This window comes from Peribacillus folii (assembly GCF_030271255.1).
Classification (GTDB): domain Bacteria; phylum Bacillota; class Bacilli; order Bacillales; family DSM-1321; genus Peribacillus.
This window is the reverse complement of record NZ_JASJOM010000007.1, coordinates 300,036-326,364: the sequence shown is the minus strand read 5'-3', so window position 1 is coordinate 326,364 and position 26,329 is coordinate 300,036. Positions and strand designations below refer to the sequence as shown.

General features: G+C 43.9%; 26 protein-coding genes and 4 tRNA genes. 28 read left to right on the top strand and 2 right to left on the bottom strand.

The genetic code is table 11. From position 1 onward, the window contains the following. Positions 1-38: 38 nt before the first annotated feature. A complete protein-coding gene (locus QNI08_RS14365; RefSeq protein ID WP_285768089.1) occupies positions 39-740 on the top strand; it encodes a DUF554 domain-containing protein in 702 nt (233 codons plus the stop codon). Between the two features lie 81 nt (positions 741-821). Here the strand turns inward: QNI08_RS14365 and yyaC are convergent, their stop codons facing one another. Continuing rightward, positions 822-1,457, bottom strand: coding sequence for a spore protease YyaC (gene yyaC, locus QNI08_RS14360; RefSeq protein ID WP_285768088.1), 636 nt, complete (start codon positions 1,455-1,457; stop codon positions 822-824). Between the two features lie 381 nt (positions 1,458-1,838). Between yyaC and QNI08_RS14355 the strand changes: the two genes are divergently transcribed. The 26 genes from QNI08_RS14355 to rlmN all read left to right on the top strand — a co-directional run bounded on the left by QNI08_RS14355 (position 1,839) and on the right by rlmN (position 24,136). Further along, positions 1,839-2,675 (top strand): mechanosensitive ion channel family protein, encoded by an 837-nt coding sequence (locus tag QNI08_RS14355; RefSeq protein ID WP_285768087.1) that lies wholly within the window; start codon positions 1,839-1,841, stop codon positions 2,673-2,675. Between the two features lie 21 nt (positions 2,676-2,696). Beyond that, complete coding sequence (locus tag QNI08_RS14350; RefSeq protein WP_057914158.1) at positions 2,697-2,894, top strand: DUF951 domain-containing protein; 198 nt, start codon at positions 2,697-2,699, stop codon at positions 2,892-2,894. A gap of 167 nt (positions 2,895-3,061) precedes the next feature. Further along, entirely contained in the window at positions 3,062-4,162 is a 1,101-nt protein-coding gene (gene ychF, locus QNI08_RS14345; RefSeq protein ID WP_285768086.1) for a redox-regulated ATPase YchF, read from the top strand. A 160-nt stretch (positions 4,163-4,322) separates the two neighbouring features. Then, positions 4,323-4,607 (top strand): 30S ribosomal protein S6, encoded by a 285-nt coding sequence (rpsF, locus tag QNI08_RS14340; protein ID WP_061141437.1) that lies wholly within the window; start codon positions 4,323-4,325, stop codon positions 4,605-4,607. Positions 4,608-4,677: 70 nt separating this feature from the next. Then, positions 4,678-5,208, top strand: coding sequence for a single-stranded DNA-binding protein (gene ssb, locus QNI08_RS14335; RefSeq protein ID WP_285768085.1), 531 nt, complete (start codon positions 4,678-4,680; stop codon positions 5,206-5,208). A 48-nt stretch (positions 5,209-5,256) separates the two neighbouring features. After that, a complete protein-coding gene (gene rpsR / locus QNI08_RS14330; RefSeq protein WP_053348323.1) occupies positions 5,257-5,496 on the top strand; it encodes a 30S ribosomal protein S18 in 240 nt (79 codons plus the stop codon). A 212-nt stretch (positions 5,497-5,708) separates the two neighbouring features. Further along, complete coding sequence (locus QNI08_RS14325) at positions 5,709-6,659, top strand: YybS family protein (protein WP_285768084.1); 951 nt, start codon at positions 5,709-5,711, stop codon at positions 6,657-6,659. 36 nt (positions 6,660-6,695) lie between these two features. After that, positions 6,696-8,666, top strand: a complete 1,971-nt coding sequence (locus QNI08_RS14320; protein ID WP_285768083.1) for a DHH family phosphoesterase — start codon at positions 6,696-6,698, stop codon at positions 8,664-8,666. After that, on the top strand, positions 8,663-9,112 hold the full coding sequence (gene rplI / locus QNI08_RS14315) for a 50S ribosomal protein L9 (RefSeq protein WP_285768082.1): 450 nt from the start codon (positions 8,663-8,665) through the stop codon (positions 9,110-9,112). Before QNI08_RS14320 ends, rplI begins: the two co-directional genes overlap by 4 nt. Before the next feature lie 149 nt (positions 9,113-9,261). Further along, complete coding sequence (gene dnaB, locus QNI08_RS14310; protein ID WP_285768081.1) at positions 9,262-10,626, top strand: replicative DNA helicase; 1,365 nt, start codon at positions 9,262-9,264, stop codon at positions 10,624-10,626. Between the two features lie 288 nt (positions 10,627-10,914). Then, a complete protein-coding gene (locus QNI08_RS14305; protein ID WP_285768080.1) occupies positions 10,915-12,207 on the top strand; it encodes an adenylosuccinate synthase in 1,293 nt (430 codons plus the stop codon). A 199-nt stretch (positions 12,208-12,406) separates the two neighbouring features. Beyond that, positions 12,407-12,482 (top strand) — tRNA-Lys (locus tag QNI08_RS14300). An 8-nt stretch (positions 12,483-12,490) separates the two neighbouring features. After that, positions 12,491-12,562: transfer RNA gene (locus tag QNI08_RS14295), tRNA-Glu, on the top strand. A gap of 23 nt (positions 12,563-12,585) precedes the next feature. Then, positions 12,586-12,661 (top strand) — tRNA-Asp (locus QNI08_RS14290). Positions 12,662-12,691: 30 nt separating this feature from the next. Further along, positions 12,692-12,764 (top strand) — tRNA-Phe (locus QNI08_RS14285). A gap of 396 nt (positions 12,765-13,160) precedes the next feature. After that, the gene (locus QNI08_RS14280) at positions 13,161-14,579 is read left to right on the top strand and encodes a peptidoglycan DD-metalloendopeptidase family protein (protein WP_285768079.1); all 1,419 of its coding nucleotides are present in this window, start codon (positions 13,161-13,163) and stop codon (positions 14,577-14,579) included. A 280-nt stretch (positions 14,580-14,859) separates the two neighbouring features. Beyond that, positions 14,860-15,570: a response regulator YycF gene (gene yycF / locus QNI08_RS14275; protein ID WP_057914122.1), complete on the top strand. Its 711-nt coding sequence runs from the start codon at positions 14,860-14,862 to the stop codon at positions 15,568-15,570. 5 nt (positions 15,571-15,575) lie between these two features. Continuing rightward, complete coding sequence (gene walK / locus QNI08_RS14270; RefSeq protein WP_285768078.1) at positions 15,576-17,408, top strand: cell wall metabolism sensor histidine kinase WalK; 1,833 nt, start codon at positions 15,576-15,578, stop codon at positions 17,406-17,408. Next, positions 17,405-18,742, top strand: coding sequence for a YycH family regulatory protein (locus QNI08_RS14265; RefSeq protein WP_285768077.1), 1,338 nt, complete (start codon positions 17,405-17,407; stop codon positions 18,740-18,742). Before walK ends, QNI08_RS14265 begins: the two co-directional genes overlap by 4 nt. Then, positions 18,729-19,526: a two-component system regulatory protein YycI gene (locus QNI08_RS14260; protein ID WP_285768076.1), complete on the top strand. Its 798-nt coding sequence runs from the start codon at positions 18,729-18,731 to the stop codon at positions 19,524-19,526. Before QNI08_RS14265 ends, QNI08_RS14260 begins: the two co-directional genes overlap by 14 nt. Before the next feature lie 6 nt (positions 19,527-19,532). Next, positions 19,533-20,327: an MBL fold metallo-hydrolase gene (locus tag QNI08_RS14255; protein ID WP_285768075.1), complete on the top strand. Its 795-nt coding sequence runs from the start codon at positions 19,533-19,535 to the stop codon at positions 20,325-20,327. A 269-nt stretch (positions 20,328-20,596) separates the two neighbouring features. Next, positions 20,597-21,817 (top strand): S1C family serine protease, encoded by a 1,221-nt coding sequence (locus QNI08_RS14250; protein WP_285768074.1) that lies wholly within the window; start codon positions 20,597-20,599, stop codon positions 21,815-21,817. 165 nt (positions 21,818-21,982) lie between these two features. Next, positions 21,983-22,144, top strand: a complete 162-nt coding sequence (locus QNI08_RS14245; protein ID WP_285768073.1) for a CxxH/CxxC protein — start codon at positions 21,983-21,985, stop codon at positions 22,142-22,144. A 167-nt stretch (positions 22,145-22,311) separates the two neighbouring features. Next, positions 22,312-22,458, top strand: a complete 147-nt coding sequence (locus QNI08_RS14240) for a hypothetical protein (RefSeq protein ID WP_285768072.1) — start codon at positions 22,312-22,314, stop codon at positions 22,456-22,458. Positions 22,459-22,517: 59 nt separating this feature from the next. Continuing rightward, positions 22,518-22,997: a 23S rRNA (pseudouridine(1915)-N(3))-methyltransferase RlmH gene (gene rlmH, locus QNI08_RS14235; protein ID WP_285768071.1), complete on the top strand. Its 480-nt coding sequence runs from the start codon at positions 22,518-22,520 to the stop codon at positions 22,995-22,997. Positions 22,998-23,068: 71 nt separating this feature from the next. Further along, on the top strand, positions 23,069-24,136 hold the full coding sequence (gene rlmN / locus QNI08_RS14230) for a dual-specificity RNA methyltransferase RlmN (RefSeq protein ID WP_285768070.1): 1,068 nt from the start codon (positions 23,069-23,071) through the stop codon (positions 24,134-24,136). Positions 24,137-24,190: 54 nt separating this feature from the next. On the opposite strand, the gene QNI08_RS14225 is transcribed toward rlmN, so the two are convergent. Continuing rightward, a complete protein-coding gene (locus tag QNI08_RS14225) occupies positions 24,191-24,523 on the bottom strand; it encodes a heme oxygenase (RefSeq protein ID WP_285768069.1) in 333 nt (110 codons plus the stop codon). 274 nt (positions 24,524-24,797) lie between these two features. Here QNI08_RS14225 and QNI08_RS14220 point away from each other — a divergent pair, with 274 nt between their 5' ends. Next, on the top strand, positions 24,798-26,246 hold the full coding sequence (locus QNI08_RS14220; protein ID WP_285768068.1) for a DEAD/DEAH box helicase: 1,449 nt from the start codon (positions 24,798-24,800) through the stop codon (positions 26,244-26,246). The last annotated feature ends 83 nt before the right edge of the window (positions 26,247-26,329 follow it).

Genomic DNA, 26,329 nt, shown 5'->3' with positions numbered 1-26,329 from the left:
GATTTAATTTTTTCCTGTCGAAAAATAGGTGGATTCAGATGGTATTATTAGGAACTTTGGTGAATGGCGCATGCATTATAATCGGTTCGATTTTGGGAAGGTATTTACAGCATATACCTGAAAAGATAAAAGAAACGGTCATGAGTGGTATCGGCTTGGCCATCATGGTTTTAGGTTTGCAGATGGGATTGAAAAGTGAGCAGTTCATTCTTGTCATTTTAAGTATGGTTGGCGGGGCAGCCCTTGGCGAATGGATCAATCTTGAGGGCAGGCTGAATTCTTTAGGCAATTGGATCGAGCGAAGGATGAAGGCGAAGGAAGGAACTTCAATATCACAGGGCTTTGTAACGGCTACGCTCATATTCGGGATCGGGGCGATGGCCATCATCGGTGCCCTTGACAGCGGTATCCGCAATAATCATGATGTTTTGATAACGAAAGCGATCATTGATGGGTTCACTGCACTTGTCCTCGCCAGCACGCTGGGCATAGGTGTCCTCTTTTCGGCATTTCCGATCATCATCTATGAAGGGTTCATTGCAATCTTTTCAAGGCAAATCAATACGGTGATACCGACTGAACTGATGGATTCCTTCATACTGGAAATGACCGCCACCGGTGGCGTCATGATTTTGGCGATAGGCCTGAACATCATTGGCGTGACCAAAATCAGGGTCGCAAACCTGCTTCCGGGTATCCTCATCACGGCCATACTCGTTACGGTCATGTATTATGTATAAAAAAAGAAGGAAGGGAGCATTCCCTTCCTTCTTTTTGATTATTGATAAGCCCGCTTTAGGGGCAGCGAAGTTCTTTCCTGTTTAAAGCGTTTTTTCTTGCTTCAATGTCCAAGTGAATGGGGTGATGGCTGGTTTTGCTTGATAAAGATTTTTCGCTTCATCGATCCCTTCGGCAATGGTTTTGGCCATTTTCAGTACAAGGTTGAGACGAGTGTTTTGCAGGACCATGAATTCCATGAATCCACTGACATTGACGATTCCCGTGATATGAGCATTACCAACGGAAGGCAGATCTTTATTGACTCCCGCACCAGGTTTCACGGGGCCTTGCCCGATTTGGACGATGCCGACGCTTTTTAATTTCCCTAAGCAGGCATCGATGCCGATGATGAAGGGATTGGTATGGATCTTGTTTATCTCGTTCAGTTTTTCCTGCAAATTCATCGCATGAATAGGGTCATCCAGTGTACCATGCACATGGAAAGGAGAAGAGCCGTTTTCCGTTTTCTCGCTAAGTAAAGTGCCGACAAGTGGTCCTAGTGAATCGCCTGTTGAACGGTCTGTGCCGATGCAGACAATGACGATGGGCTGAAGCTTTCCGGTGGGCAAAAGGTTAATCAATTCCTGGGAAATTTGTTTGGATGCATCCGTATCTTCATGAAGGATGCGACTCAATCTATTTTTATTAGCATGAAATAGACTAGAATTCAGATTCATCGACTCAGCTCCTTTATTATTATTCGGTATTACAGTATACGGATAAAAAGGGAAAAATATACGGTGTTTAATGTAATCGTTGAGGGGATATTTTGTAGAGCCTGCAAACGGGCGAAGGGGAGATGCTTGGATTTTTTTCTCCTTTCTACCAATTGCTTTCTATAATGTTTTTGCTTGATCATTTGGGAAAAAACGACTATTTCTTTACCTCTATACCCATATTTTTTTTGTACAGAAACCATTATTTATTGTTAAAATAGAGAAAACTTCTCTTAATCATGGTTAGTTTAATGCAAGATGGGTACAGGGATTACGTCCATAAAGAAAATCATAGAGAAGAGAAAAAGTTTTGCAGCATTATGCAATAGGTAGGAGGAAAACATGAATCGCATGTATGAGAACGTAACAAACGAATTATTGGATGAAAAGATATGGTTGTTGATGGGCGAGGGCATCATTAAAATCTTCCTTGTTCTATTATTATCGCGTATTATTATCACTATAGGAAAGACCCTTTTAAATAAATTCTTCAAAGCACGTATGAGAAGTCCCCTTCGTGTTTCGGAGCGGCGGGAAACGACCCTCATAAAGTTGCTGGAAAATATCATCACCTATGTGATCAATTTCATCGCCCTGATGATGATCCTGGAAATTTTCGGACTGCATGTAATGCCATTGCTTGCCGGCGCGGGAGTAATCGGTTTGGCCATTGGGTTCGGTGCCCAAAGTTTGGTCAAGGATATCATCACAGGATTTTTCGTAATCTTTGAAGATCAATTTTCGGTTGGTGATTATATTAAAATAAATACCTATGAGGGAGAAGTCATTGAAATTGGGCTTCGGACAACGAAAATTAAGAGTAATGCAGGGGAATTGCATTTCATCCCTAATGGAAGCATCATTCAGGTCACCAATTATTCCATTTTGAACAGCAAGGCCGTAGTTGATGTGACGATTGCCAATGACAGATCGATTGAGCGTGCCGAAAGGGTCCTGATCGAGCTCTTGAACAGCATGGAAGGCAAATACGATGCCTTGGTGAAAGCTCCTGAATTTTTGGGAATCGAAACACTGAATCCCGATGAAGTCGTCCTTCGGGTCACAGCGGAAACAAAGCCGCTGCAAAATGTCGAATTCAGCAGGATCTTGAGAAAAGAAATTAGTGCTGCCCTTGATACAATCGGAATTAAATCGACTTACAGCGGCAGCGAGTCATAGGAATTAGGGGGCTCAAGGGTCATGGAGGAAAAAGAATTTGCGCTGAACGATATCGTGGAAATGAAAAAACCACATCCGTGCGGTGTGAATAAGTGGAAAATCATTCGCCTTGGTATGGATATCCGGATAAAATGTGAAGGCTGCGGGCATAGCGTAATGCTGGCACGACGTGAATTCGCAAAGAAAATGAAAAAGGTCCTGGAAAAGCATGAGAAGTGATCATGCTTTTTTCTTTGTTGGAAAGAGGTCTCTCCATCTCAATGATTTACTTGTCTTTTTAGGAAGCGAAATCTATAATTGGGAAAGGTTTAGGTAATAAGATGGTCCTTATCGAAGATCAATCTTTTTTCCAGATGTACGAACTATCTTGAAGGAGTGAAATATAAATGGCTTTAACAGCTGGTATTGTCGGTTTGCCTAACGTAGGGAAATCCACTTTATTTAATGCAATTACTCAGGCAGGTGCGGAATCTGCGAACTATCCTTTTTGTACGATCGACCCGAATGTCGGAATCGTTGAAGTGCCGGATCACCGTTTGCAAAAATTGACCGAATTGGTCCAGCCGAAAAAAACGGTCCCGACTGCTTTTGAATTCACGGATATTGCAGGCATTGTAAAAGGGGCGAGTAAAGGTGAAGGTCTTGGAAATAAATTCCTTTCCCATATCCGTCAAGTCGATGCAATCTGTCAGGTTGTCCGTTGCTTCGCTGATGATAACATTACCCATGTTTCCGGAACGGTGAACCCGATCGATGACATTGAAGTCATCAATCTTGAATTGATCCTTGCTGACTTGGAATCGGTTGATAAACGCATCGACCGTGTCGGAAAAATGGCCAAGCAAAAAGATAAAGACGCTGTGGCCGAACATGAAATCCTTGTCACGTTGAAAGCGGCATTGGAAGAGGAAAAGCCTGCCCGTTCCGTTGAATTTACGGCAGAACAGCTGAAAATCGTCAAGGGCATGCATTTGCTTACGGCGAAGCCGACGCTTTATGTGGCAAACGTAAGCGAAGATGAGGTCGCAAATGCCGATGACAACGAATATGTGCAACAGGTCCGTGAGTATGCAGCGAAGGAAAATGCAGAAGTGATCGTGATTTGTGCCAAAATCGAAGAAGAAATTGCCGAGCTTGAAGGTGAAGAAAAGGAAATGTTCTTGTCCGAGCTTGGCATTGAGGAGTCCGGCCTTGACCAATTGATCCGTGCCTCCTATAACCTGCTAGGATTGGCGACATACTTTACCGCTGGTGTCCAGGAAGTGCGTGCTTGGACATTCCGCAAAGGCATGAAGGCCCCTCAATGTGCCGGTGTCATCCATACCGATTTCGAACGCGGTTTCATCCGTGCCGAAGTCGTTTCATACACAGACTTGCTTGAAGCGGGCAGTCATGGTGCTGCAAAAGAAGCTGGAAAAGTGCGGCTTGAAGGAAAAGAATATATCGTTAACGATGGCGATGTCATCCATTTCCGTTTTAACGTATAAGACTGAGAGACCCTGCCATTTAATTTGCGGGGTCTTTCATCAAAGTAGAACCATTTATTGCAAAGACTCCATAACTATGCTATAATTTCATCTTGTGAGTAATTATAAATAATTGCTCCTTGCCCAATAGGGCCGCTTAGACCAAAAGGAGGTGACTGTGATGAGAAAATACGAAATTATGTATATCATCCGTCCAAACATTGAGGAAGAAGCTAAAAAAGCTTTAGTTGAACGTTTCAACACAATCCTTACTGACAATGGTGCGGAAGTAGAAGCAAAAGAATGGGGTAAACGCCGTCTTGCATATGAAATCAATGATTTCCGCGATGGTTACTACATGCTTCTTAAAGTTAACGCTGAAAGTGCTGCGATCCAAGAATTCGATCGTCTTGCTAAAATCAGTGAAGACATCATTCGCCACATGGCTACTAGAGAAGAAGTTTAATTCGATTTTAATATAAATTTTCTAACCTTGTTTCACATGAAACGGGCTTGAAACCTAGGGGTTGATTCTGATGATGAATCGCGTAGTTTTGGTAGGACGCTTAACTAAAGATCCTGAATTACGATATACACCTAATGGAGTTCCCGTAGCTACCTTTACCTTAGCTGTGAACCGTAGTTTTACGAACCAGCAAGGTGAACGTGAAGCGGACTTCATTAACTGTGTAGTTTGGCGTAAACCGGCAGAAAATGTAGCTAACTTCTTGAAAAAAGGCAGTTTGGCTGGCGTGGATGGACGTGTCCAAACACGTAATTATGAAGGACAAGACGGCAAACGCGTATATGTGACGGAGATTCTGGCTGAGAGCGTTCAGTTCCTTGAACCACGAAGCAGTTCAGCGGGTGAAAGAAATGAAGGCGGTTCTTACGGCGGGGGTCAAAGAAGTTATGGCAACAATAATAACGGAAATGACAACAATTCGTATGGACAAAATCCTAATCAGAATCAACGGAGCAATAACAACTACACTCGTGTAGATGATGATCCATTTGCAAATGACGGTAAGACCATCGACATTTCAGATGACGATCTACCATTTTAAACAGCCGTTTAAAAGGGAAAATTCAAAATGCAGGGAGGGAAATATATTATGGCAATGGGTGGACGTAAAGGACGCGGTAAGCGTAAAAAGGTTTGTTATTTCACATCTAACGGAATCACTAAAATTGATTACAAAGATACAGACCTTCTTAAAAAATTCGTCTCAGAACGCGGTAAAATCTTACCACGTCGTGTAACTGGCACAAGCGCTAAATATCAACGTAAATTAACGATTGCTATTAAACGCTCACGTACTATGGCATTACTTCCATACGTATCTGGTGAATAATGATTGAATGGGCGCATTGAGGTATCTTCCTCAATGCGCCTTTTTTTATAATTCATTTCTTTTTCCTGAAATCCGCTCAAATGGCGGTTTTTTTATTTTTAAATTAAATAAAATTCATATCCAGAAAAAAGACTGTCATGTTTGAAATATCCTGGCCGTAACGGATACAATATAAAGATGAACAAAAGACAATCAAACAGGGGGTGAAAAAAATGCTGAATAACGGGAGAAGAATTGCAGAGGGCGGGGCCCTTTTGGCACTCTATTGCATAGTACTGTTCATTAGCGTCCATGTCCCGCTACTGAGTATCATCACATTTTTCTTTTTACCGACTCCTTTCATTTTGTTTGCAAGCAAGCAAAAGTTTTCTTGGAGCTTGGGTTACTTATTCATCGCTTCGCTATTGACGCTCCTTGTCGGGTCGATGGTATCAGTTCCTTTGACCCTGCTGATGGGAGTGACGGGAATCGCGATCGGCTATTGCTTGAAGAAGGATAAACCGATGGCAACTGCGTTCATAAGTGCAGTCCTTGTGTTCTTGGGAGGCATAATCATCATATATGCAGCCTCCGTATTGATAACGAATGTGAATTACATAGATATGGCTTTGAAGATGCTGAAAGAAACCACTGAGAATCCGGTCAATATCATGGGATCTCTTGAACAGGCACAGACGGAAGAAATTAAAACGAGGATGAATGATTTCATCGATATGTTTTATACCTTGATGCCAAGTTTATTCGTATTGATGTCCGTATTGATGGTATTGCTCATTTTCCTGGCGGCGCATCCCATTTTGAAGCGATTCAGTGAAAAGGCGCTAAAGTGGCCGCATTTTCGAGATCTGCGACTCCCGAAAAGCCTTTTATGGTATTATTTAATTACGATGCTTCTTGCCCTTTTTGCGAATACGGACAAGGATGGCTTTGTATATATGGCCATAACGAACTTATTTTTCATCCTGCAGTTCTTCATGTCATTGCAGGGATACTCCCTGATTTTTTATTTCGCTCATGTGAAATCATGGGCCAAGGCCATCCCCGTCATGATCCTGGTTGTGACCTTGCTGTTTCCGCTTCCGATTATCACGACGGTCATCCGTTTTTTAGGTATAATGGATTTAGGCTTTCCTTTCAGGGAGACATTCAGGAAAAAGGGTTAGCTTTTTGTAAAACAGATGCTTTTAGGAGCTGAAACTATGCCATCTTATTTGAAGGAATACTCAATCAAATCCCCTTTATATGGGATTCTGGCCGCAGGCGTGTTACTTTTGGGCGTCCTGGCTTATTACAATTGGGTCATTGCCCTGATTGGACTGTTGATTCTAGCGGGTTTATTTTATTTAACGTTAAGAATGGTCGAAAAAAAACAACGTAAGACAGAAGAATATATAACGACTTTATCTTACCGATTAAAGAAGGTCGGCGAGGAAGCATTATTGGAAATGCCGATCGGGATCATGCTCTTTAATGAAGATTATTACATCGAATGGACCAATCCATTTCTGGCCTCCTGTTTTAGCGAGGATTCATTGGCAGGAAGGTCGCTATATGATGTCGCAGACTCGATCGTCCCATTAATCAAACAAGAAATCGAGACAGAGACACTTACGCTCCATGACCGGAAATTCAAGGTGGTCCATAAGCGTGAGGAAAGACTCCTTTACTTCTTTGATGTGACGGAGCAAGTGGAGATCGAGAAGCTATATGAAGATGAACGGACGGCAATTGCCATCATCCTCCTTGATAACTATGATGATTTGACACAGGGGATGGACGATCAGCGTAAAAGCAGCATCAATAGCTTAGTCACCTCGCTCCTTGACAAATGGGCAAGGGATAATGGTGTTTTCTTCAAACGTGTTTCCTCGGAACGATTCATTGCTATCTTCAATGAACATATTCTGCAGCAGCTGGAGAAGGGGAAATTCTCGATCCTGGATGAAATCAGGGAAACGACAGCCAAGCAAAACGTTCCATTGACCTTAAGCATAGGTGTCGGCTCGGCAGTATCATCACTACCTGAACTAGGCTCGCTCGCGCAGTCCAGCCTGGACCTTGCGCTTGGACGGGGCGGTGATCAGGTCGCAATCAAGCAGTCGAATGGAAAAGTGAAATTCTATGGCGGAAAGACCAACCCGATGGAAAAACGCACAAGGGTCCGTGCACGAGTCATTTCCCATGCGTTGAAGGATATTGTCCTTGATAGCGATAAAGTCATTGTAATGGGCCATAAAAACCCGGATATGGACGCAATCGGTTCAGCGATCGGCATCTTGAAGGTCGCCCAAATGAATGAACGGGAAGGCTACATTGTCATTAACACCCAACAGCTGGATAGCAGTGTTCTTCGTTTGATGGAAGAAATCAAGAATAAAGAAGACCTGTATGCCCGGTTCATAACGCCTGATGAAGCGTTAGAAATGATCACGGATGAGACATTGCTCGTAGTGGTAGATACGCATAAACCTTCGATGGTGATTGAAGAGCGGTTATTGAGTCGGATCGATAAGGTGGTAGTCATTGACCATCATCGCCGCGGCGAGGAGTTCATCAAGAACTCATTGCTTGTCTATATGGAGCCATATGCGTCTTCAACGGCCGAGCTTGTTACGGAGCTGCTTGAATACCAGCCGAAGCGCTCGAAGATCGACATGCTGGAATCGACAGCGCTGCTTGCAGGGATCATTGTGGATACGAAAAGCTTCACATTAAGGACTGGTTCCCGTACCTTTGATGCTGCTTCATATTTGAGGGCGCATGGTGCCGATACGGTTCTCGTCCAGAAATTCCTCAAGGAAGACGTGGACACTTACATTAAACGGTCGAAGCTCATTGAAGAAGTGATCTTTTATAAAAAAGGAATTGCCATTGCCTCTGATAAAACCGACCAGGTTCACAATCAGGTGCTTATTGCTCAGGCTGCGGACACCCTATTGACGATGGATGGTGTCGTTGCTTCCTTTGTCATGGCAAAGCGATCCGATGATAAAGTCGGCATCAGTGCACGCTCTCTAGGGGATATTAATGTTCAGGTGATCATGGAAATGCTGAATGGAGGCGGGCACTTGACGAATGCCGCCACTCAGCAGGCATGCTCGATCGAAGAAGCCGAAAACCGGTTGAAAGCGGCTATAGATGAATATTTAGAAGGGGGACAAAGAGAATGAAAGTGATATTTTTAAAAGACGTTAAAGGTAAAGGGAAAAAAGGGGAAGTGAAAAATGTTGCGGATGGTTATGCACATAATTTCCTGATTAAGCAAGGATTGGCCGTCGAAGCAAATAATATGAATGTGAAAACGCTGGAAGCGCAGAAGAATAAAGAACAATCACTGGCTGCCGAAGAGCTTCAACAGGCTGAGGACCTTAAAGTGGAATTGGAGAAATTGACAGTCGAGCTATCCGCCAAAGCTGGTGAGGGCGGGCGATTGTTCGGTTCGATCACCACGAAGCAGATTGCATCAGAGCTTCAGAAAAAACATGGCATCAAGCTTGATAAACGTAAGATGGAGCTTGCTGACGGCATCCGTTCTTTAGGACATACGAAGCTGCCTGTGAAGCTTCACCCTGAAGTCACGGCAACATTGACTGTGCATGTGAAAGAAATTAACTAATTTTAGCTGTTTCATATCTGTGAAAAATTGATAAAATAGAGATAGACGAAAAATGTGATTGGGCATGTAGTCCTTTCACTTTTTTCTTTTTGACTAGATTTGTATAAAGCAGCAAAAAGGTATCCTCTTAGAATGGGAGGTTTTAAGATATGATAGAACAATTTCAAGATAGGATCCCCCCTCAGAATGTAGAAGCGGAACAAGCTGTACTTGGTGCTATTTTTCTTGAACCATCTTCACTGACCGTCACATCGGAAATGTTAATTCCGGAGGATTTTTATAGAAGCTCGCATCAAAAGATCTTCAATGTGATGCTTAAATTGAATGATGAAGGCAAGGCGGTCGATTTGATTACGGTGACGGAGGAACTGTCTGCGACAAAAAACCTTGAAGAAGTTGGCGGAGTTTCTTATTTAAGTGAATTGGCCGGATCAGTGCCTACCGCTGCCAATATTGAATACTATGCCCGCATCGTCGAAGAAAAGTCATTGCTTAGACGATTGATCAGGACGGCCACCAACATTGCCCAGGAAGGCTACAGTCGCGAGGATGAGGTCGAGGAGCTGCTTGGGGAAGCAGAAAAAACGATCATGGAAGTGGCCCAGCGCAAGAACTCCGGTGCCTTCCAGAATATCAAGGATGTATTGGTGAGTACGTACGATAACATCGAGATCTTGACTAACCGGAAAGGCGATGTTACAGGCATCCCGACCGGATTTGCCGAGCTCGATCGCATGACGGCGGGTTTCCAGCGGAATGATCTCATCATAGTCGGTGCCCGTCCCTCTGTAGGTAAAACGGCATTTGCCCTGAATATCGCTCAAAACGTCGCAACCAAAACGGAAGAGAATGTAGCGATTTTTAGTCTTGAGATGGGGGCGGAGCAACTCGTGATGCGTATGCTCTGTGCTGAAGGAAACATTAATGCCCAGAATTTACGGACAGGTTCCTTGACTGACGAAGATTGGCGCAAGCTGACGATGGCGATGGGCAGCTTGTCCAATGCCGGTATATATATCGATGATACACCAGGTGTCCGGATTGGTGAAATCCGTTCAAAATGCCGCCGATTGAAGCAGGAGCATGGCCTGGGCATGATCTTGATCGATTACTTGCAGCTGATTCAAGGTGATGGCCGTTCAGGCGACAACCGGCAGCAAGAGGTATCGGAAATTTCACGTTCCCTCAAAGCGTTGGCCCGTGAGCTTAAAGTGCCGGTCATCGCCCTTTCCCAGCTATCCCGTGGAGTGGAGCAGCGCCAGGATAAGCGACCGATGATGTCCGACATCCGGGAATCGGGAAGTATCGAGCAGGATGCTGATATTGTGGCATTCTTATACCGTGATGATTATTATGATAAAGAATCGGAGAATAAAAACATCATTGAAATCATCATAGCGAAACAGCGTAATGGCCCGGTAGGAACGGTTTCACTTGCCTTCGTAAAAGAATACAATAAATTCGTTAACCTCGAACGGCGTTTCGATGATGATTCGATGTCGCCCGGGGCATAGGAAACAGCCTGTCATGAAATACATGGCGGGCTGTTTCATTTTCATGAAAAAGAGTGCAGAGTTATTAATAATAAAAGAAACCGAAGGGAATGATATGGGGGCAATCCAAAACGAATCAGGCCATGAAAGCATTAGGGTGCCTTATATTTACGAACAAATTATTTTATAAAATCTGTAATGTTCGGTTTTTGTATTGACTTCCTCTTTGGATTATTGATAAAATAGGTTTGTTTGATAAGAACCGGTTATTGATCGGTATTACGGAACCTTTGGAGGTGCTTTATTCAGATGTCATCAGTTGTAGTAGTCGGTACACAATGGGGAGACGAAGGTAAAGGTAAAATAACAGATTTTCTATCCCAGAACGCGGAAGCCATTGCTCGTTATCAAGGTGGGAACAATGCGGGGCATACAATAAAATTTAATGGTGTTACTTATAAATTGCACTTAATTCCGTCAGGGATTTTTTATAGTGATAAAATTTGTGTCATCGGTAATGGCATGGTGGTCGATCCTAAAGCTCTTGTAGAGGAGCTTGCTTATTTGCATAGCCATGGAGTGAGTACGGATAATCTGCGCATTTCCAACCGCGCGCATGTCATTCTTCCTTATCATATCAAATTGGATGAGGTCGAAGAAGAACGTAAAGGCGACAATAAAATCGGAACGACCAAAAAAGGGATCGGCCCTGCTTATATGGACAAAGCAGCCCGTAACGGAATTCGGATGGCAGACCTTTTGGACCGTGAAATATTCGAGGAAAAGCTAGCTCAAAACCTTGTCGAAAAAAATCGTATGTTCGAGCGCTTTTACGAGACGGAAGGTTTCAAAATCGAAGAAATCCTGGAAGAATACTACGAGTACGGACAACAAGTGCAGAAATATGTTTGCGATACATCCGTTGTATTGAATGATGCGCTTGATGAAGGAAAACGGGTATTATTCGAAGGTGCACAAGGCGTCATGCTTGATATCGATCAAGGAACATATCCATTCGTCACATCATCCAATCCGGTTGCCGGCGGCGTTACGATCGGTTCTGGTGTGGGCCCTACGAAAATCAACCATGTGGTCGGTGTATGTAAAGCATATACAAGCCGTGTCGGCGATGGTCCATTTCCAACGGAATTGCATGATGAAGTCGGCAACCAAATCCGAGAAGTGGGCCGTGAATACGGAACAACTACAGGCAGGCCGCGCCGTGTTGGCTGGTTTGACGCTGTTGTCGTCCGCCATGCCCGCCGTGTCAGCGGAATCACCGACCTATCATTGAACTCGATTGACGTATTATCAGGCCTTGATACGGTCAAAATTTGTGTTGCCTATGAATACAAAGGCGAAGTCATTCATGAGGTGCCGGCGACATTGAAAGCGATTGGCGAATGTAAGCCAGTTTATGAAGAGCTTCCAGGCTGGTCAGAGGACATCACAGGATGCAAATCTTTGGATGAGCTTCCAGATAACGCCCGTCACTATGTTGAGCGCGTATCACAATTAGTGGGCATTCCTTTGACGACTTTCTCTGTCGGTCCTGACCGCAACCAGACGAACGTCGTGAGAAGCCCTTGGCGTCTAGCGTAATCTTTGATGAATAGGGAGCTGGCTTTTTTGCCGGCTCTTTCTCATGATTAGAGCCAAAAAGGGAGCTAAAGAAGGAATAAATAAAAAAATTTTTTTTATTTCATAAAAACTATTGCCTAAATTACATTAATCGTGATATTATCATAAGCGTCGTCATAATGTTACGACGAAGCGAAACACAGTAACATCTCGTTAATACGAGCCATTAGCTCAGTTGGTAGAGCATCTGACTTTTAATCAGAGGGTCGAAGGTTCGAATCCTTCATGGCTCACCATTTTTTCCGGCCCATTGGTCAAGCGGTTAAGACACCGCCCTTTCACGGCGGTAACACGGGTTCGAATCCCGTATGGGTCACTTCTTTATATTGATAATTCACTGGTCCCGTGGTGTAGCGGTTAACATGCCTGCCTGTCACGCAGGAGATCGCGGGTTCGATTCCCGTCGGGACCGCCATTTTATTTTTTGCTTTGAAATGGAACATTTGGCTCAGTAGCTCAGTCGGTAGAGCAAAGGACTGAAAATCCTTGTGTCGGCGGTTCGATTCCGTCCTGAGCCATCTTTATTTGAAAACGCCCTAATGAAAGGGCGTTTTTTTTTGCTATATGTCCGTATTGCAAATGAAATCTTGTTAATAGTTTGTTATCGATTTGTAATATACCAATTTAGACCAATGGTCAACCAAATCGCCCTCAGCCTAGCATCCATCGCACCTCGTGTTTGTCATGTCCCTTTCCTTGCTCATATCTTCATTGGCACTTGTTGTCACCATTTATACAGTTCTATTACATTATGAAGTCTAATTCTTGTTTTTTTTCTTCTTATGATAGAGTTATGAGTGGAAAAATACTATGAAATCAGTCATGGACACGGAAATGGAAATTGAACTAATACATCTTAACATACATTTGATTAGTTTCTTAATTGGTGACTGAGCCGTTAAGGAGGGCCACATATGTTTAGCTTGAAGGGGAAGGGAATGTTCCTGTTGCTAGTATCCATGGCGTTATTGCTGGCGGGAAACCGAGTGACGGCTGCAGGACTCCCTGATACTACAACCATCCACCATGTTTACCTTGATGATGAGTTCGTCGGGAGTGTGCTGGATGAAGGAAAGATAGAAAAAATCGTGGCGGATAAGGTAATGGAAGCACAGGAAGAATATCCTGATTACACATTCGATGAGGAGTCCCAGCTGACGTTTGTACCTGAAGAGGTATTTGATCAGAAAGTGAAAGAGGATCAGTCTGTTAAGGAAATATCCAATCGTTTGGATATTAAAGCCGAAGCGTATGCAATCGATATAGATCGGCAAACGGTCGCCTATGTTCCATCGAAGGATGATGCGGAGGAAGTGGTGAAAAAGCTCACCTTGCTTTATGTTGAGGAAGCGGAATACGAAGCATATGAATCGGCTAACAACGAGGACGGCGAGTCGGCGGCATCATTAAAGGAACCGGGAAGCAGGATCATGGACATTGAGTTTTCGCGTCCGGTTACGTTTAAAAAGACACTGGCCGATCCGGATGAGATCATGACTGTCGATAAAACCATCGCCTTGCTCGAAGAAGGCAAGGAGGAAAAAGTCATTTATGAGGCCAAGGAAGATGATGACTTGAAGTCGATTGCTGCAAGCCATGATATGGACGCTGGGCAGCTGCTGGAGCTGAACCCTGGCAAGTCTGAAGGCAAGGAGCTTAAGAAGGGTGAACGTCTCGTTGTGACGGAGCGTAAGCCTTATGTGAACGTGATGGTTGAAAGGGAAGTGTTTGAAGAAGAACGGATTCCTTTTGAAAAGAAGGTTCAGGAGGATGATGGTCTGCCAAAAGGAGAGGTCATAACTGAACAAGCAGGCAAGGATGGAATCGAAGCCTTCACTTATAATGTTTCCGAGACAAACGGTAAAAAAATCAGTGAAACGATCGTGAAAAAGGAAATCACCGAAAAAGCGAAAACGGAAATTACCAAAAAAGGCACGAAGGTCATCCCTTCTAAGGGCAGCGGTACCTATGCGTGGCCTGCAGATGGGGGCTATATTTCCAGCAAGCAGGGCCAACGATGGGGGAAGCTCCATAAGGGGATCGATATTGCACGTCCATCGACAAGGACCATAACGGCAGCTGATCATGGAATCGTCGAATCCGCAGAAAACGCCGGCGGGTATGGAAATAAGATAACGATCAACCATAATAATGGATATAAGACGGTGTATGCCCACCTTGATTCAATGGAAGTCAAGGCAGGGCAAAAGATTGAAAAGGGTGCAAAAATCGGGATGATGGGTTCAACTGGAAACTCGACGGGCGTCCACCTCCATTTTGAGGTATATAAAAATGGTTCGCTGGTTAATCCGCTAAACTATATAAGTCAGTAATTGATGAAAGTCTTCGAAAATATTCGAAGGCTTCTTCTGCTTCCTTCATGGATGAGAATAATAGGAAAAAGGTGATTTAATGCCTATAAAATGATAAAGTATAATAGATAGAATTTGCTTTCATTGAGGTGTTCTGGCCTGTTTATTGGGTATATAAATAAAACTTTTGTTGACCCAGGATGCTAGATTGGTGCAGGCAGAAGGAAAAGTGGATAAAAGTCCCGGATAAGGACGCGGTTTTTAATAGATTCAGGTTAGTTATTAAAAAGGAGCTAAACATATGGATAAGAAAATTTTGGTAGTGGACGATGAAAAGCCAATTGCTGATATACTGCAATTCAATCTGAAAAAAGAGGGCTATGAGGTTTTTTGTGCGTATGATGGCAACGAAGCGCTCAAAATGGTGGAAGAACGCCAGCCTGATTTGATCTTGCTCGATATCATGCTGCCGCAGCGCGATGGCATGGAGGTTTGCAGGGAAGTAAGGAAGAAGTATGAAACGCCGATCATCATGCTGACTGCCAAGGATTCAGAGATTGATAAAGTCCTGGGCCTGGAGCTTGGTGCAGATGACTATGTGACGAAACCGTTTAGTACCCGGGAAATAATCGCCCGCGTCAAAGCGAACTTAAGGCGTCAGCAAGCTGTCCCTGTCCCTGATCAAGATGCTAACGAACCGAAGGAAATCACGATAGGAACGCTTACGATCCACCCGGATGCCTATGTGGTATCAAAGCGGGGAGATACGATTGAATTGACTCACCGTGAGTTCGAATTGCTTCATTATTTGGCAAAGCATATCGGACAGGTCATGACAAGGGAGCACTTATTGCAAACTGTTTGGGGCTATGATTACTTTGGCGATGTACGGACCGTCGATGTAACGGTCAGACGTCTTCGCGAGAAGATTGAAGACAATCCAAGCCATCCAGGCTGGATTGTAACTAGAAGAGGGGTCGGTTATTACCTGCGTAACCCTGAACAGGAGTAGTACTTATGAAAAAGGTTGGTTTTTTTCGCTCCATCCATTTTAAATTTGTTCTGATTTATGTGTTGCTCATCTTCGTGGCAATGCAAATAATCGGGGTATATTTTGTTGGCGAATTGGAAGAAAATCTTGTCGGGAATTTTACGAAATCGATAAAGGGCCATGTTAACCTCCTGACCTATAGCATAGGTGAAGAAATGGAACAGGAGAGGGGGGAGGAAGACCCAACTCTCGAAGAAGCCATTGAAACGATCCTGAAGGACCGGGATAATTCATCCAATGATATTTCCGAGGTCCGTGTCATCGACACCCGCAGCAGAAGGGTGATCGGAACATCTGATCGAAGTAAACAGGATATTGTCGGGAAAAAGACAACAGAGGTCCTCATCAAGAATACGCTCATTTATGGGAAAGAAGATAGTGACGTTTTCCGCGATCTTAAGACGGGCAGAAGGCTCTGGGTGCTTTCGACACCAATTGAAGCAAATGGCGAGGTCATCGGGGCCGTGTATGTCATAGCCGAGATGGAGAATGTGTTTGAGCAGATGGATGAGATCAATAGCATCTTCATGACGGGAACGGCCATTGCCTTGGTCATAACCGCCATCTTGGGCATCCTGCTTGCACGAACGATCACCCGTCCAATGTCGGATATGAGAAAACAGGCCCTGGTGATGTCGAAAGGGAATTTCTCGCGAAAAGTCAGGGTATATGGTGATGACGAAATTGGTCAGCTTGCTGTCACCTTCAATAATTTGACCAAAAAACTTCAAGAGTCGCAATCAAGTACGGAAGGGGAGCGGCGCAAGCTATCATCCGTCCTGACCAATATGACGGACGGCGTGATTTCGACGGACAGGCGCGGTCGGGTGAACTTGATCAACGAACCGGCGGCACAGCTATTGAATATTTCGCGTGACGCCGTCATGAACCAGCCTATCATTGAGGTATTGGGTCTTGAAGAAGAATATAAATTCGATGATTTACTGGAAGAACGGGAATCCGTCATCCTTGATTACAGCAAAAAGAATCGCCCATTCATTTTGCGGGCGAACTTTTCGGTGATTCAAAAGGAAACCGGCTTCGTAAATGGTTTGATTACTGTTTTGCATGACATAACCGAGCAGGAAAAAATCGAGAGTGAACGCAGGGAATTCGTTGCTAACGTATCACATGAGCTGCGGACCCCGCTTACGACCATGAGGAGCTACCTGGAGGCATTGGCTGAAGGGGCATGGAAGGACGAGGAAATCGCTCCATCCTTCCTTAGTGTCACCCAAAATGAAACGGAGCGAATGATCAGGCTTGTCAATGATTTGCTGCAGCTTTCGAAAATGGACAGTAAGGATTACCGGCTTAAAACGGGCTGGGTGAATTTCAACAAATTCTATGATCATATCATCGATCGATTCGAAATGACGAAAAATGATGATATCACGTTCAAGCGTGATTTGCCTAAAGAAGCTTATTTCGTCGACATCGATGAAGATAAGATTACCCAGGTTCTTTATAATGTCATCTCGAACTCATTAAAGTACTCGCCAGAAGGCGGTCAAGTGACCTTCCGTGCCAGAGCATCCGATGGATTTATAGTCGTAAGCATTACAGATCAAGGAGTGGGAATCCCGAAAAATGTCATTGATAAAATTTTCGACAGATTCTACCGTGTCGACAAAGCAAGGGCACGGAACTTAGGCGGAACCGGTCTTGGCTTGGCGATCGCAAAAGAAATGGTCGTTGCGCATGGCGGGAAGATTTGGGCGGAAAGTGTGGATGGAAAAGGAACTACGGTATTCTTTACACTTCCTTACGAACAGGAAGAAGAGGATGATTGGTCATGAATTTTGAACGGGCAAAAAGCATTATACTGATTATTTTGGTGGGGACGAGCATTTTCTTGACCTGGAGCATTTGGACGTATGAGCCTGAATACGATCAATTGAGTCAATCGTCGGATTATATAAAGATAAAAAGCGATGTGGAGATCGTCAGTGATGTCATTAAACCGGTCAGTGTCCTATTTCACGGTAATGGACGGCATTTTCAGACCTCCGACCCAAATGAAATAGGCAGGATGGAGAAGGAATATACCCAATGGATCTTTAGCGATGTCAAAGAGATATCTGTCAAAAGGCTGCAGAGGAAATTCGATGATTTTGTCCATGAAGACGGATCGATCGAAATTCAATTTTCCGATGATGTGCCGATTTCCATCTTTAAAACGTTATTGAACATTACCGATAAGGAAGTCCCTCCCTTTTCCTTTGACCGGATCATCATAAAGCAAAGGGATATCGGTGAAAATGATTCGGCCGTTTATTTTGTTTCATATGGCCAGGAGAAAATCTATCAGGGCATTGTCGATTCTAAAAAAATACAAGGTTTCATGAATAAATTTTATACGGGTTCTTACAACGAGCATCCTGAATATGCGGCAGAGGTGATAAACAGCAAACGGACGCTGTTTGTACCGGAAAACCCCGTGGAGATTAAAAGCTTTCAGTATTATATCGATAATTTGGATATAGCAAATCTGAAGAATGCATTATTTAATTTTCCTAAGTATGTGCGCCAGGAATCGGTTTCGGTCGGCGATGAATACACGGACGGCACAAGGCTGATGACGATCAATAAAGAAAATTACCTGATTTCCTATATCAACCCGGGACAAAAAAACAAGTTTTTCGGCAGTTCGAGTGATCTTCTGCAAAACAGCATAGATTTCATCAATGATCATGCTGGCTGGGAAGATAACAATTACCGATATGCCTATATGTCGGAGAGTGAGCAGCGGGTGGTATTCCGTTTATTCGTTAACGGTTATCCTGCCTTCAATGAATACGGGATGACTGAAATCGAACAAATCTGGGGCAAGGAAGAGATTTATAGCTATGAACGTCCATACTTTTCGCTTGCCTCGGTTCTCCCGTCAGAAGGAGCACTGAAGACATTAGCGAGCGGCAGGGAGGTATTGGATCAGTTGAAATCGAAGGATAATATCGATTTCAAGAATGTGGAGGACATCTCGATCGGGTATAAACTGGATAAATCCCTTGATTCCAAGCTGGTCACCTTAGTCACCCTTGAACCGACTTGGTATTATCGTATCGGCAATAAATGGTTCATCGTGCCTTTTGAAGGAGATACGGGAGGCGATCAAAGTGGATTGGAATAATACAAAGTCAATATTCATCATGGTGTTCTTCGTTTTGAATATCTTTCTTCTTTATCAATTCCTTGAAAAAATCAATGACTACCAATATGAGAATTTCGCGGAATCGTCAACCGAAGAGCTTTTGAAGGAAGATGATATTTCAATCGAGGTCCAGCTTCCGAAGCAAAAGCTGAAGGACCAATTCCTGATTGCGAAAAGCAAGACGTTCGAGAAGAAGGATATACAGTACTTGAAAAATCAAAAAGCGAAGATCATAGATGGTAAGAAACTGGTGGGCACCTTTAAAACACCGGTGGGCATGAAGGCGGATATCCATGAGGCAGACCTGGATATATTCCTGAAAGAATATATATTGAATGGCAATGAGTATCGCTTTTGGAGTTATGACAAGATCACCCAGACCATCATCTGCTATCAAGTGGCAGATAAAAAGATGTTCTATAATAACAGTAAGGGGAAGGTCACCTTATATTTGAATAAAAAGGGTGAAGTCGTCTCCTATGAACAGATGTATTTAGAGGGAATTGAAAAATTCAATAAACCTAAAGAATTGGTGACTCCTTTGAAAGCCATTGAGGCTTTGTATGATAATCGTGATATTGTTCCGAAAAGCAAAGTCACGAATGTTAAACTGGGGTTTTATAATTCGCTGCAGACGACATCCATGTCCCATTTACTGGTGCCGACTTGGTGGGTGGTCCTTGATGATGAAACGGATCTCTTCGTGAACGCTTTTGACGGAGAGGTCATTGAATTAAATACTGAAGAAAAAATACTGGAGTGAGTATAGATGACGATGCATTTTAGTGTTCTCGCCAGCGGGAGTACGGGAAATGCCTTTTTCGTGGAAACGGAGGATCAATCCTTTCTTGTCGATGCCGGATTAAGCGGCAAGGCGATGGAAGCATTGTTCCAGGATATAGGGCGTGATATGTCGAAACTATCCGGAATCCTGGTTACCCATGAACATAGCGACCATATTAAGGGGCTGGGCGTTGTCGCCAGGAAACATAAGCTTCCGATATATGCGAACGCCAAGACTTGGAATGCCATGGAACGCTCGATCGGCGAGATTGCCACCGAGCAAAAGTTCACTTTTGAGATGGAGCAAGTCAAAACGTTCGGCAGTCTTGATATAGAGTCATTTGGTGTCTCGCACGATGCTGCAGAGCCAATGTTTTATGTCTTCCATCATGAAGGTAAAAAGCTGGCGGTCATTACGGATACAGGTTATGTAAGCGATCGGATGAAAGGGATCATCTCGAATGCCGATGCTTATGTATTTGAAAGCAATCACGATGTTTCGATGCTAAGGATGGGGAAATATCCATGGAGCATCAAGCGCCGGATTTTAAGTGATGTTGGACATGTTTGCAATGAAGATGCAGCTCTTGCGATGGGTGAGGTTGCCGGTGATAAGACGAAACGCATTTACCTGGCCCACTTAAGCCTTGATAACAATATGAAGGATTTAGCAAGGATGTCGGTGGAGCAGACCTTGAAGACAAAGGGCATAATCGTCGGGGAGCAATTTTCCTTATACGATACTGACCCGAAAAGGCCAACCGAACTCGTTACGTTATAAAGGAAAGGGATGGATGGGGAAAGCCTCGTTCATTCCTTTTTTTCATGCCGAAAATTCCATTCATAAAGTTATAAGCTGGTTTAATTGGGGTAACGTTTGGTTAGAACTGTATAAGTGCAGGAAAAACGGCTGCCCTCAGTAATTACCTTCATCTTGAATTATAGGTACATTTTTTTAGAAAAAATTCGGTAATTGAGTATAATTGAGGGAGGATACCAAACAATAGAATGGCTATTATTCATTTCCTAAAATGAGAGGGTGAAGCGGTATTGGGATATTATGATGATCATGATGAGAACCGAAATAAACGGAAAAAAGGCCATGCAAGCTATTTTCTAACGGGCTTGGGAGGCGCAATCATTGGTGCTTTACTTATATTATTGGTATTTCCCGGTAGCGGATTGCTTAATGACAGGAATAGTGAAACCTCAACGCAGAACTCAACAACTGACCGACCTGTGAAGCAAGCGCAGCAAAATCTTGCTGTCGATGTAACCAGCGCTGTCACCGATGCCGTCGATAAGGCAAGTGACGCAGTGGTCGGGATCACCAACATCCAGGAAACGAACTTCTGGGGCCAAGGAAGCAATGCTGAGGACAGTTCGGCCGAAGCCGGCACGGGCTCGGGCGTCGTCTATAAAAAGGATGACGGCAAGGCCTATATCGTTACGAACAATCATGTTATTGAAGGGGCCAATGAGCTGGAAGTGACATTAAGTGATGGTACCAAATTGCCTGCGAAGCTGCAAGGAAGCGACCCGTGGACGGATTTAGCGGTCATCGTCGTGAATGGCGACAAAATCAAAACGATTGCAGAGTTCGGGAAATCAGGAAAATTGAAGCCGGGTGAGCCGGTGATTGCCATTGGTAATCCTCTTGGCCTCCAATTCTCCGGTTCGATCACGCAAGGAATCATATCCGGCTTGGAGCGTACGATAGAGGTTGACATCAATGAGGACGGACAAGTGGATTGGAATGCGGAGGTCATCCAGACCGATGCAGCCATCAACCCAGGCAACAGCGGGGGGGCCCTCGTAAATATGTCAGGGCAGGTCATCGGGATCAATTCGATGAAGATAGCCGAAAATGCAGTGGAAGGAATCGGACTTTCGATTCCGATCGATTCGGTCATTCCGATCATTAATGACATAGAGGAATTTGGTGAAGTGAAACGTGCATTCCTGGGTGTGAATTTGGCATCGGTAGAAGAAATTTCACAATACCATCAGCAGAATACTTTGAAACTGCCGAAGAAAGTGACGGCAGGTGTTGCCATAACCGGCGTTCAAAGCAATTCTCCGGCATCTAAAGCAGGATTGAAGGAATTCGACGTCATCGTTGGAATGGACAATCAAGAAATCCATGATGTCGTGGAACTAAGAAAATACCTCTATAATGATAAGAAAATCGGCGATAAGGTTAAAATCATATATTACCGTGATGGAAAGAAAGAATCGACTGAAGTCACACTTTCAAACAGCGAAATATAAAACGAAAGGGGACAGGGGGCAGCTTTGCTTCCTGTCCTTTATATTCTCTTGCGCTTTTTTTATTTTTTGATACGATTACCTGTGGATATATGTCGAATTTACAGATGCTGCGCACCTTGTGGATAATCATTGTTGGAAATAGGAATAGGAAGGGAGGAATGAGGAATGAAATTATATTGCTGTCAGGAACACGTGGAAATGGCGTTGGATGAAGTGGTGTACGAGTGTGAAACCTATCCGGTTTTAACCCAGGTTCCGGAAGAAAAACAGTTATCAACAACCTGTGAATATTGTCGAAACGTGGCAATATATCTAGTAGGGAACTAATATTCCCATACAAGATGTGGATAGAAAATGTGGATATGTGGATAACTTTTGTGGATAACATGTTTGTAACCTGTTCTTAACATTTTCCCTGGTTTGATTTCATGAAGGCTGGGGATAAGGTTGGGTGCAAGTATCTTCCATAAAGCACTTGAATGGGAAGGCAAAAGTTGACCGAAGGACTTCTTGCTGAACATGGGTTGCCGCTGCCGGCTTTTAGGGTCAGCGGTTTTTTTGATGCTGCTGGTTGGATAGGGACCACCCTGCCAATTGGGAATGATTTGCTTGTTTTGCTTATAGGCATCTGTAAGGTATGATAATAGGTAGGCAAATCCTACAACTGATACTAAAACATAAGGAAAGTTAGAGGATATTTATGAAAATAACGATCATGACGGTTGGCAAGCTAAAAGAAAAATACTTAAAGCAAGGAATTGCTGAATATGCAAAAAGATTAAGCGCCTATGCTACTATAGAACTTGTTGAAGTTCCTGATGAAAAAGCACCCGAGAACCTGAGTGCGGCGGACATGGAGATCGTAAAGCAAAGGGAAGGGGAACGTATCCTGGCTAAAATCAGCCAGGACACCTATGTCATAACGCTTGAGATCGGCGGGAAGCAGCTTACCTCCGAGCAGCTGGCCACTCATATCGACCAGCTGGCCACCTATGGGAAAAGCAAGATAGCCTTCGTCATTGGCGGTTCGCTAGGGCTAGGCACCGAGGTGATAGCAAGAAGTGATTATGCACTTTCCTTCTCTAAAATGACCTTTCCGCATCAATTGATGAAATTGGTATTATTGGAACAGATCTATCGGGCCTTTAGGATAAACAGAAATGAACCCTATCATAAATGAGGCGAGGAATGGCTTTTACGGCTAAAGGGGTCGTTCGAATATATTTTAATGTAATGAAATGAGGGTAAGAAATGAAGAAAAATTCGATCTATGGTTTAACCTTTGAACAATTGACAGCATGGCTTTTGGAACATGGCCATAGGAAATTCAGGGCACAGCAGGTCTGGGAGTGGCTATACCGGACTCGTGTTACGAGCTTTTCTGAAATGACGGATGTTAATCAAGAATGTATCCAACTGCTGAAGGAGCACTTTTCGATCCAGACCTTGAATGAGCATGTTAAGCAGGAGTCAGCTGACGGCACAATCAAATTCCTGTTTAAATTGCAGGATGGGAACCTTATCGAAACCGTTATGATGCGGCATAAATATGGGATATCGGTGTGCGTCACCACCCAGGTTGGCTGCAATATCGGCTGCAGTTTCTGTGCCAGTGGTTTATTGGCGAAAAGCCGAGATCTATCCAGCGGGGAAATAGTGGAGCAAATCATGAACGTCCAGCTGCATCTCGATCAACTGGAGCAAAAGGATCTCGTCAGCCATGTAGTGGTGATGGGCATTGGAGAGCCGTTTGATAACTTCGAAAACATGAACGACTTTTTAAGGGTACTCATGGATCATAAGGGTCTCGCCATCGCCGGCAGGCGCATTACCGTTTCGACGAGCGGCCTTGCCAATAAGATTTATGAATTCACTGATATGCAATTACAGGTGAATCTGGCCATCTCCCTGCATGCACCTAATAACGAACTTAGGACACGAATCATGAAAATCAACCGGGCAATTCCAATTGAAAAATTGATGAAATCACTTGATTATTATTTGGAAAAAACGAATCGGAGAATTACGATTGAATACATCCTTTTGAAGGATGTGAATGATCATAAGGAAGAAGCCGAACAGCTTGCCGATCTTCTGGAGGATAAAAAGCATCGCCTCTATGTCAACCTGATTCCATATAATCCTGTGGATGAGCATAGTCAATACCAAAGAAGTGAAAAAGAGTCCGTTCTCGCTTTCTATGATACGTTGAAAAAGAGTGGCGTCAATTGTAAAATCCGCCAGGAGCATGGAACGGATATTGATGCAGCCTGCGGACAGCTGCGAAGCAAGCAGATCAAGAAAGCGAAGGCGCAATAATTTTTTTGAAATAGAAAAAGAGGCTGCTTCACGAGCGGCCTCTTTGCCATAGTTTTATTTCGCGATTTCCTTGACCGAGGCCACTTCATATGTAGTAAGCTCGCTGCCGAGGATCGGCGATTCTTTTTTTGCTGAATCGGAACTTGGCTCAGGCCGTTTATGTGCGGCTCTGAATGCATCACTATTTCTCCAAGCAGTGAAATTATCGAGGTTCTCCCAGTACATATTGACGCTCAGTTCATCATAATCCGTCAAATTCTGCGTCAATAAAACTTCCACTTTCACAAAACCTTCCATCGTATCAAGCGGTCCTGGTGCTGTAAATCCTGGGGCCATAATTGCACCCATCCCTTTTTTGACTCTGATCCTATTCGTCACGATTACCATAAACCAGCTCTCCTTTTGGAAATTTAGTTATTCGATCGACACCTTTTTAACATACATATTTTAGCATGTCGAAAAGAGGCAGGTCCATTTTGAATCATCACAGCCGTTATACCAGATTGTCCGGAGAAATGGATCATTATTTTGAAATAAGACCAAGGAAATGGATTATTAAGCCGTTTATCATTCCATATCGCGTATAATAGTACTTTGTATAAGGAATATACGATCTTGAAACAATAAAGCAAGATACTAAACCATAAATGAGGCTGTTCATATGAAAGAATTGAGTTTTTCTGATTATACATTAAGTGATGAAATCGTAAGGGCATTGGAGAGCTTGGGATATCAAAGCCCAACGGCAGTGCAGCGTGAGGTGATTCCAGCCGCACTGGAAGGACAGGATCTTGTCGTGAAATCGCAAACGGGGAGCGGCAAGACCGCTTCCTTCGGGATTCCGATATGCGAGGTGGTCGATTGGGGGGAGAATAAGCCGCAGGCCCTCATCTTAACGCCGACACGTGAGCTTGCTGTGCAGGTAAAGGAGGATATCACCAATATAGGCAGGTTTAAACGGATCAAGGCCACTGCGGTTTACGGTAAACATCCGTTTGCCTTGCAGAAGGCGGAGTTGAAGCAAAAAAGCCATGTGGTCGTGGGAACGCCGGGCCGTGTTCTCGATCATATCGAGAAAGGTACATTTGCCTTGGAGCGACTTACCCATTTGGTTATCGATGAAGCGGATGAAATGCTTAATATGGGCTTCATCGAACAAGTGGAGGCCATCATCAAGAAGCTCCCGGAAGACCGGGTGACGATGCTGTTTTCCGCTACACTGCCTGAGAGCATAAAGAAGCTTTGCCAGCAATATTTGAAAAACCCCCTCGATATTGAAATCAAAGCGAAGGGACTGACGACGGACAATATCGAGCATGCCCTCATTGAAGTGAATGAGGATGATAAATTCTCCCTGCTCAGGGACATCACGATGACCGAAAATCCCGATAGCTGCATCATTTTTTGCCGGACGAAGGATCGGGTCGATCAAGTGTGTGAACAGCTGGTGGAGCTTGATTATCCTTGCGATATGATACATGGCGGCATGATTCAGGAGGATCGTCTTGCCGTGATGAATGAATTCAGGCGAGGCGAATTCCGCTATTTGGTGGCGACGGATGTTGCTGCACGCGGAATTGATATTGATAATATCACCCATGTCATCAACTATGACCTCCCAATGGAAAAGGAAAGCTATGTACACCGGACGGGAAGGACGGGCCGTGCCGGTCAAAAAGGCAAAGCCATCACGTTCATCACACCGTACGAGGACAAGTTCCTGATTGAGATCCAAGCGTATATCGGTTTTGAAATCGCCAAGCTGGCTGCTCCTTCAAATGAAGAGGTAGCAGCTAAAAGAACGGACTTCGAGGCGAAGCTTGAAGCCCGTCCAAAGATTAAAAAAGATAAAAGTGAACGTTTGAATAAACAAATCATGAAGCTGTACTTCAATGGCGGGAAGAAGAAGAAAATCAGGGCAGTTGATTTTGTCGGCACCATCGCCAAGATTGATGGAGTGAATGCAGAGGACATCGGGATTATCACGATTCAAGATAATGTTTCTTATGTGGAAATCCTGAATGAAAAGGGCCCTCTCGTCTTGAGGGTGATGAAAAATACAAAAGTCAAAGGCAAGCTCTTGAAGGTTTCAGAGGCCTTTAAAAACTGAATCTATGGAATAAAAGAAGCGGAAAGTCCAAAAATTGGCCTTCCCGTTTCTTTTTTTATGATATATTAACAAAATTTGGAAAC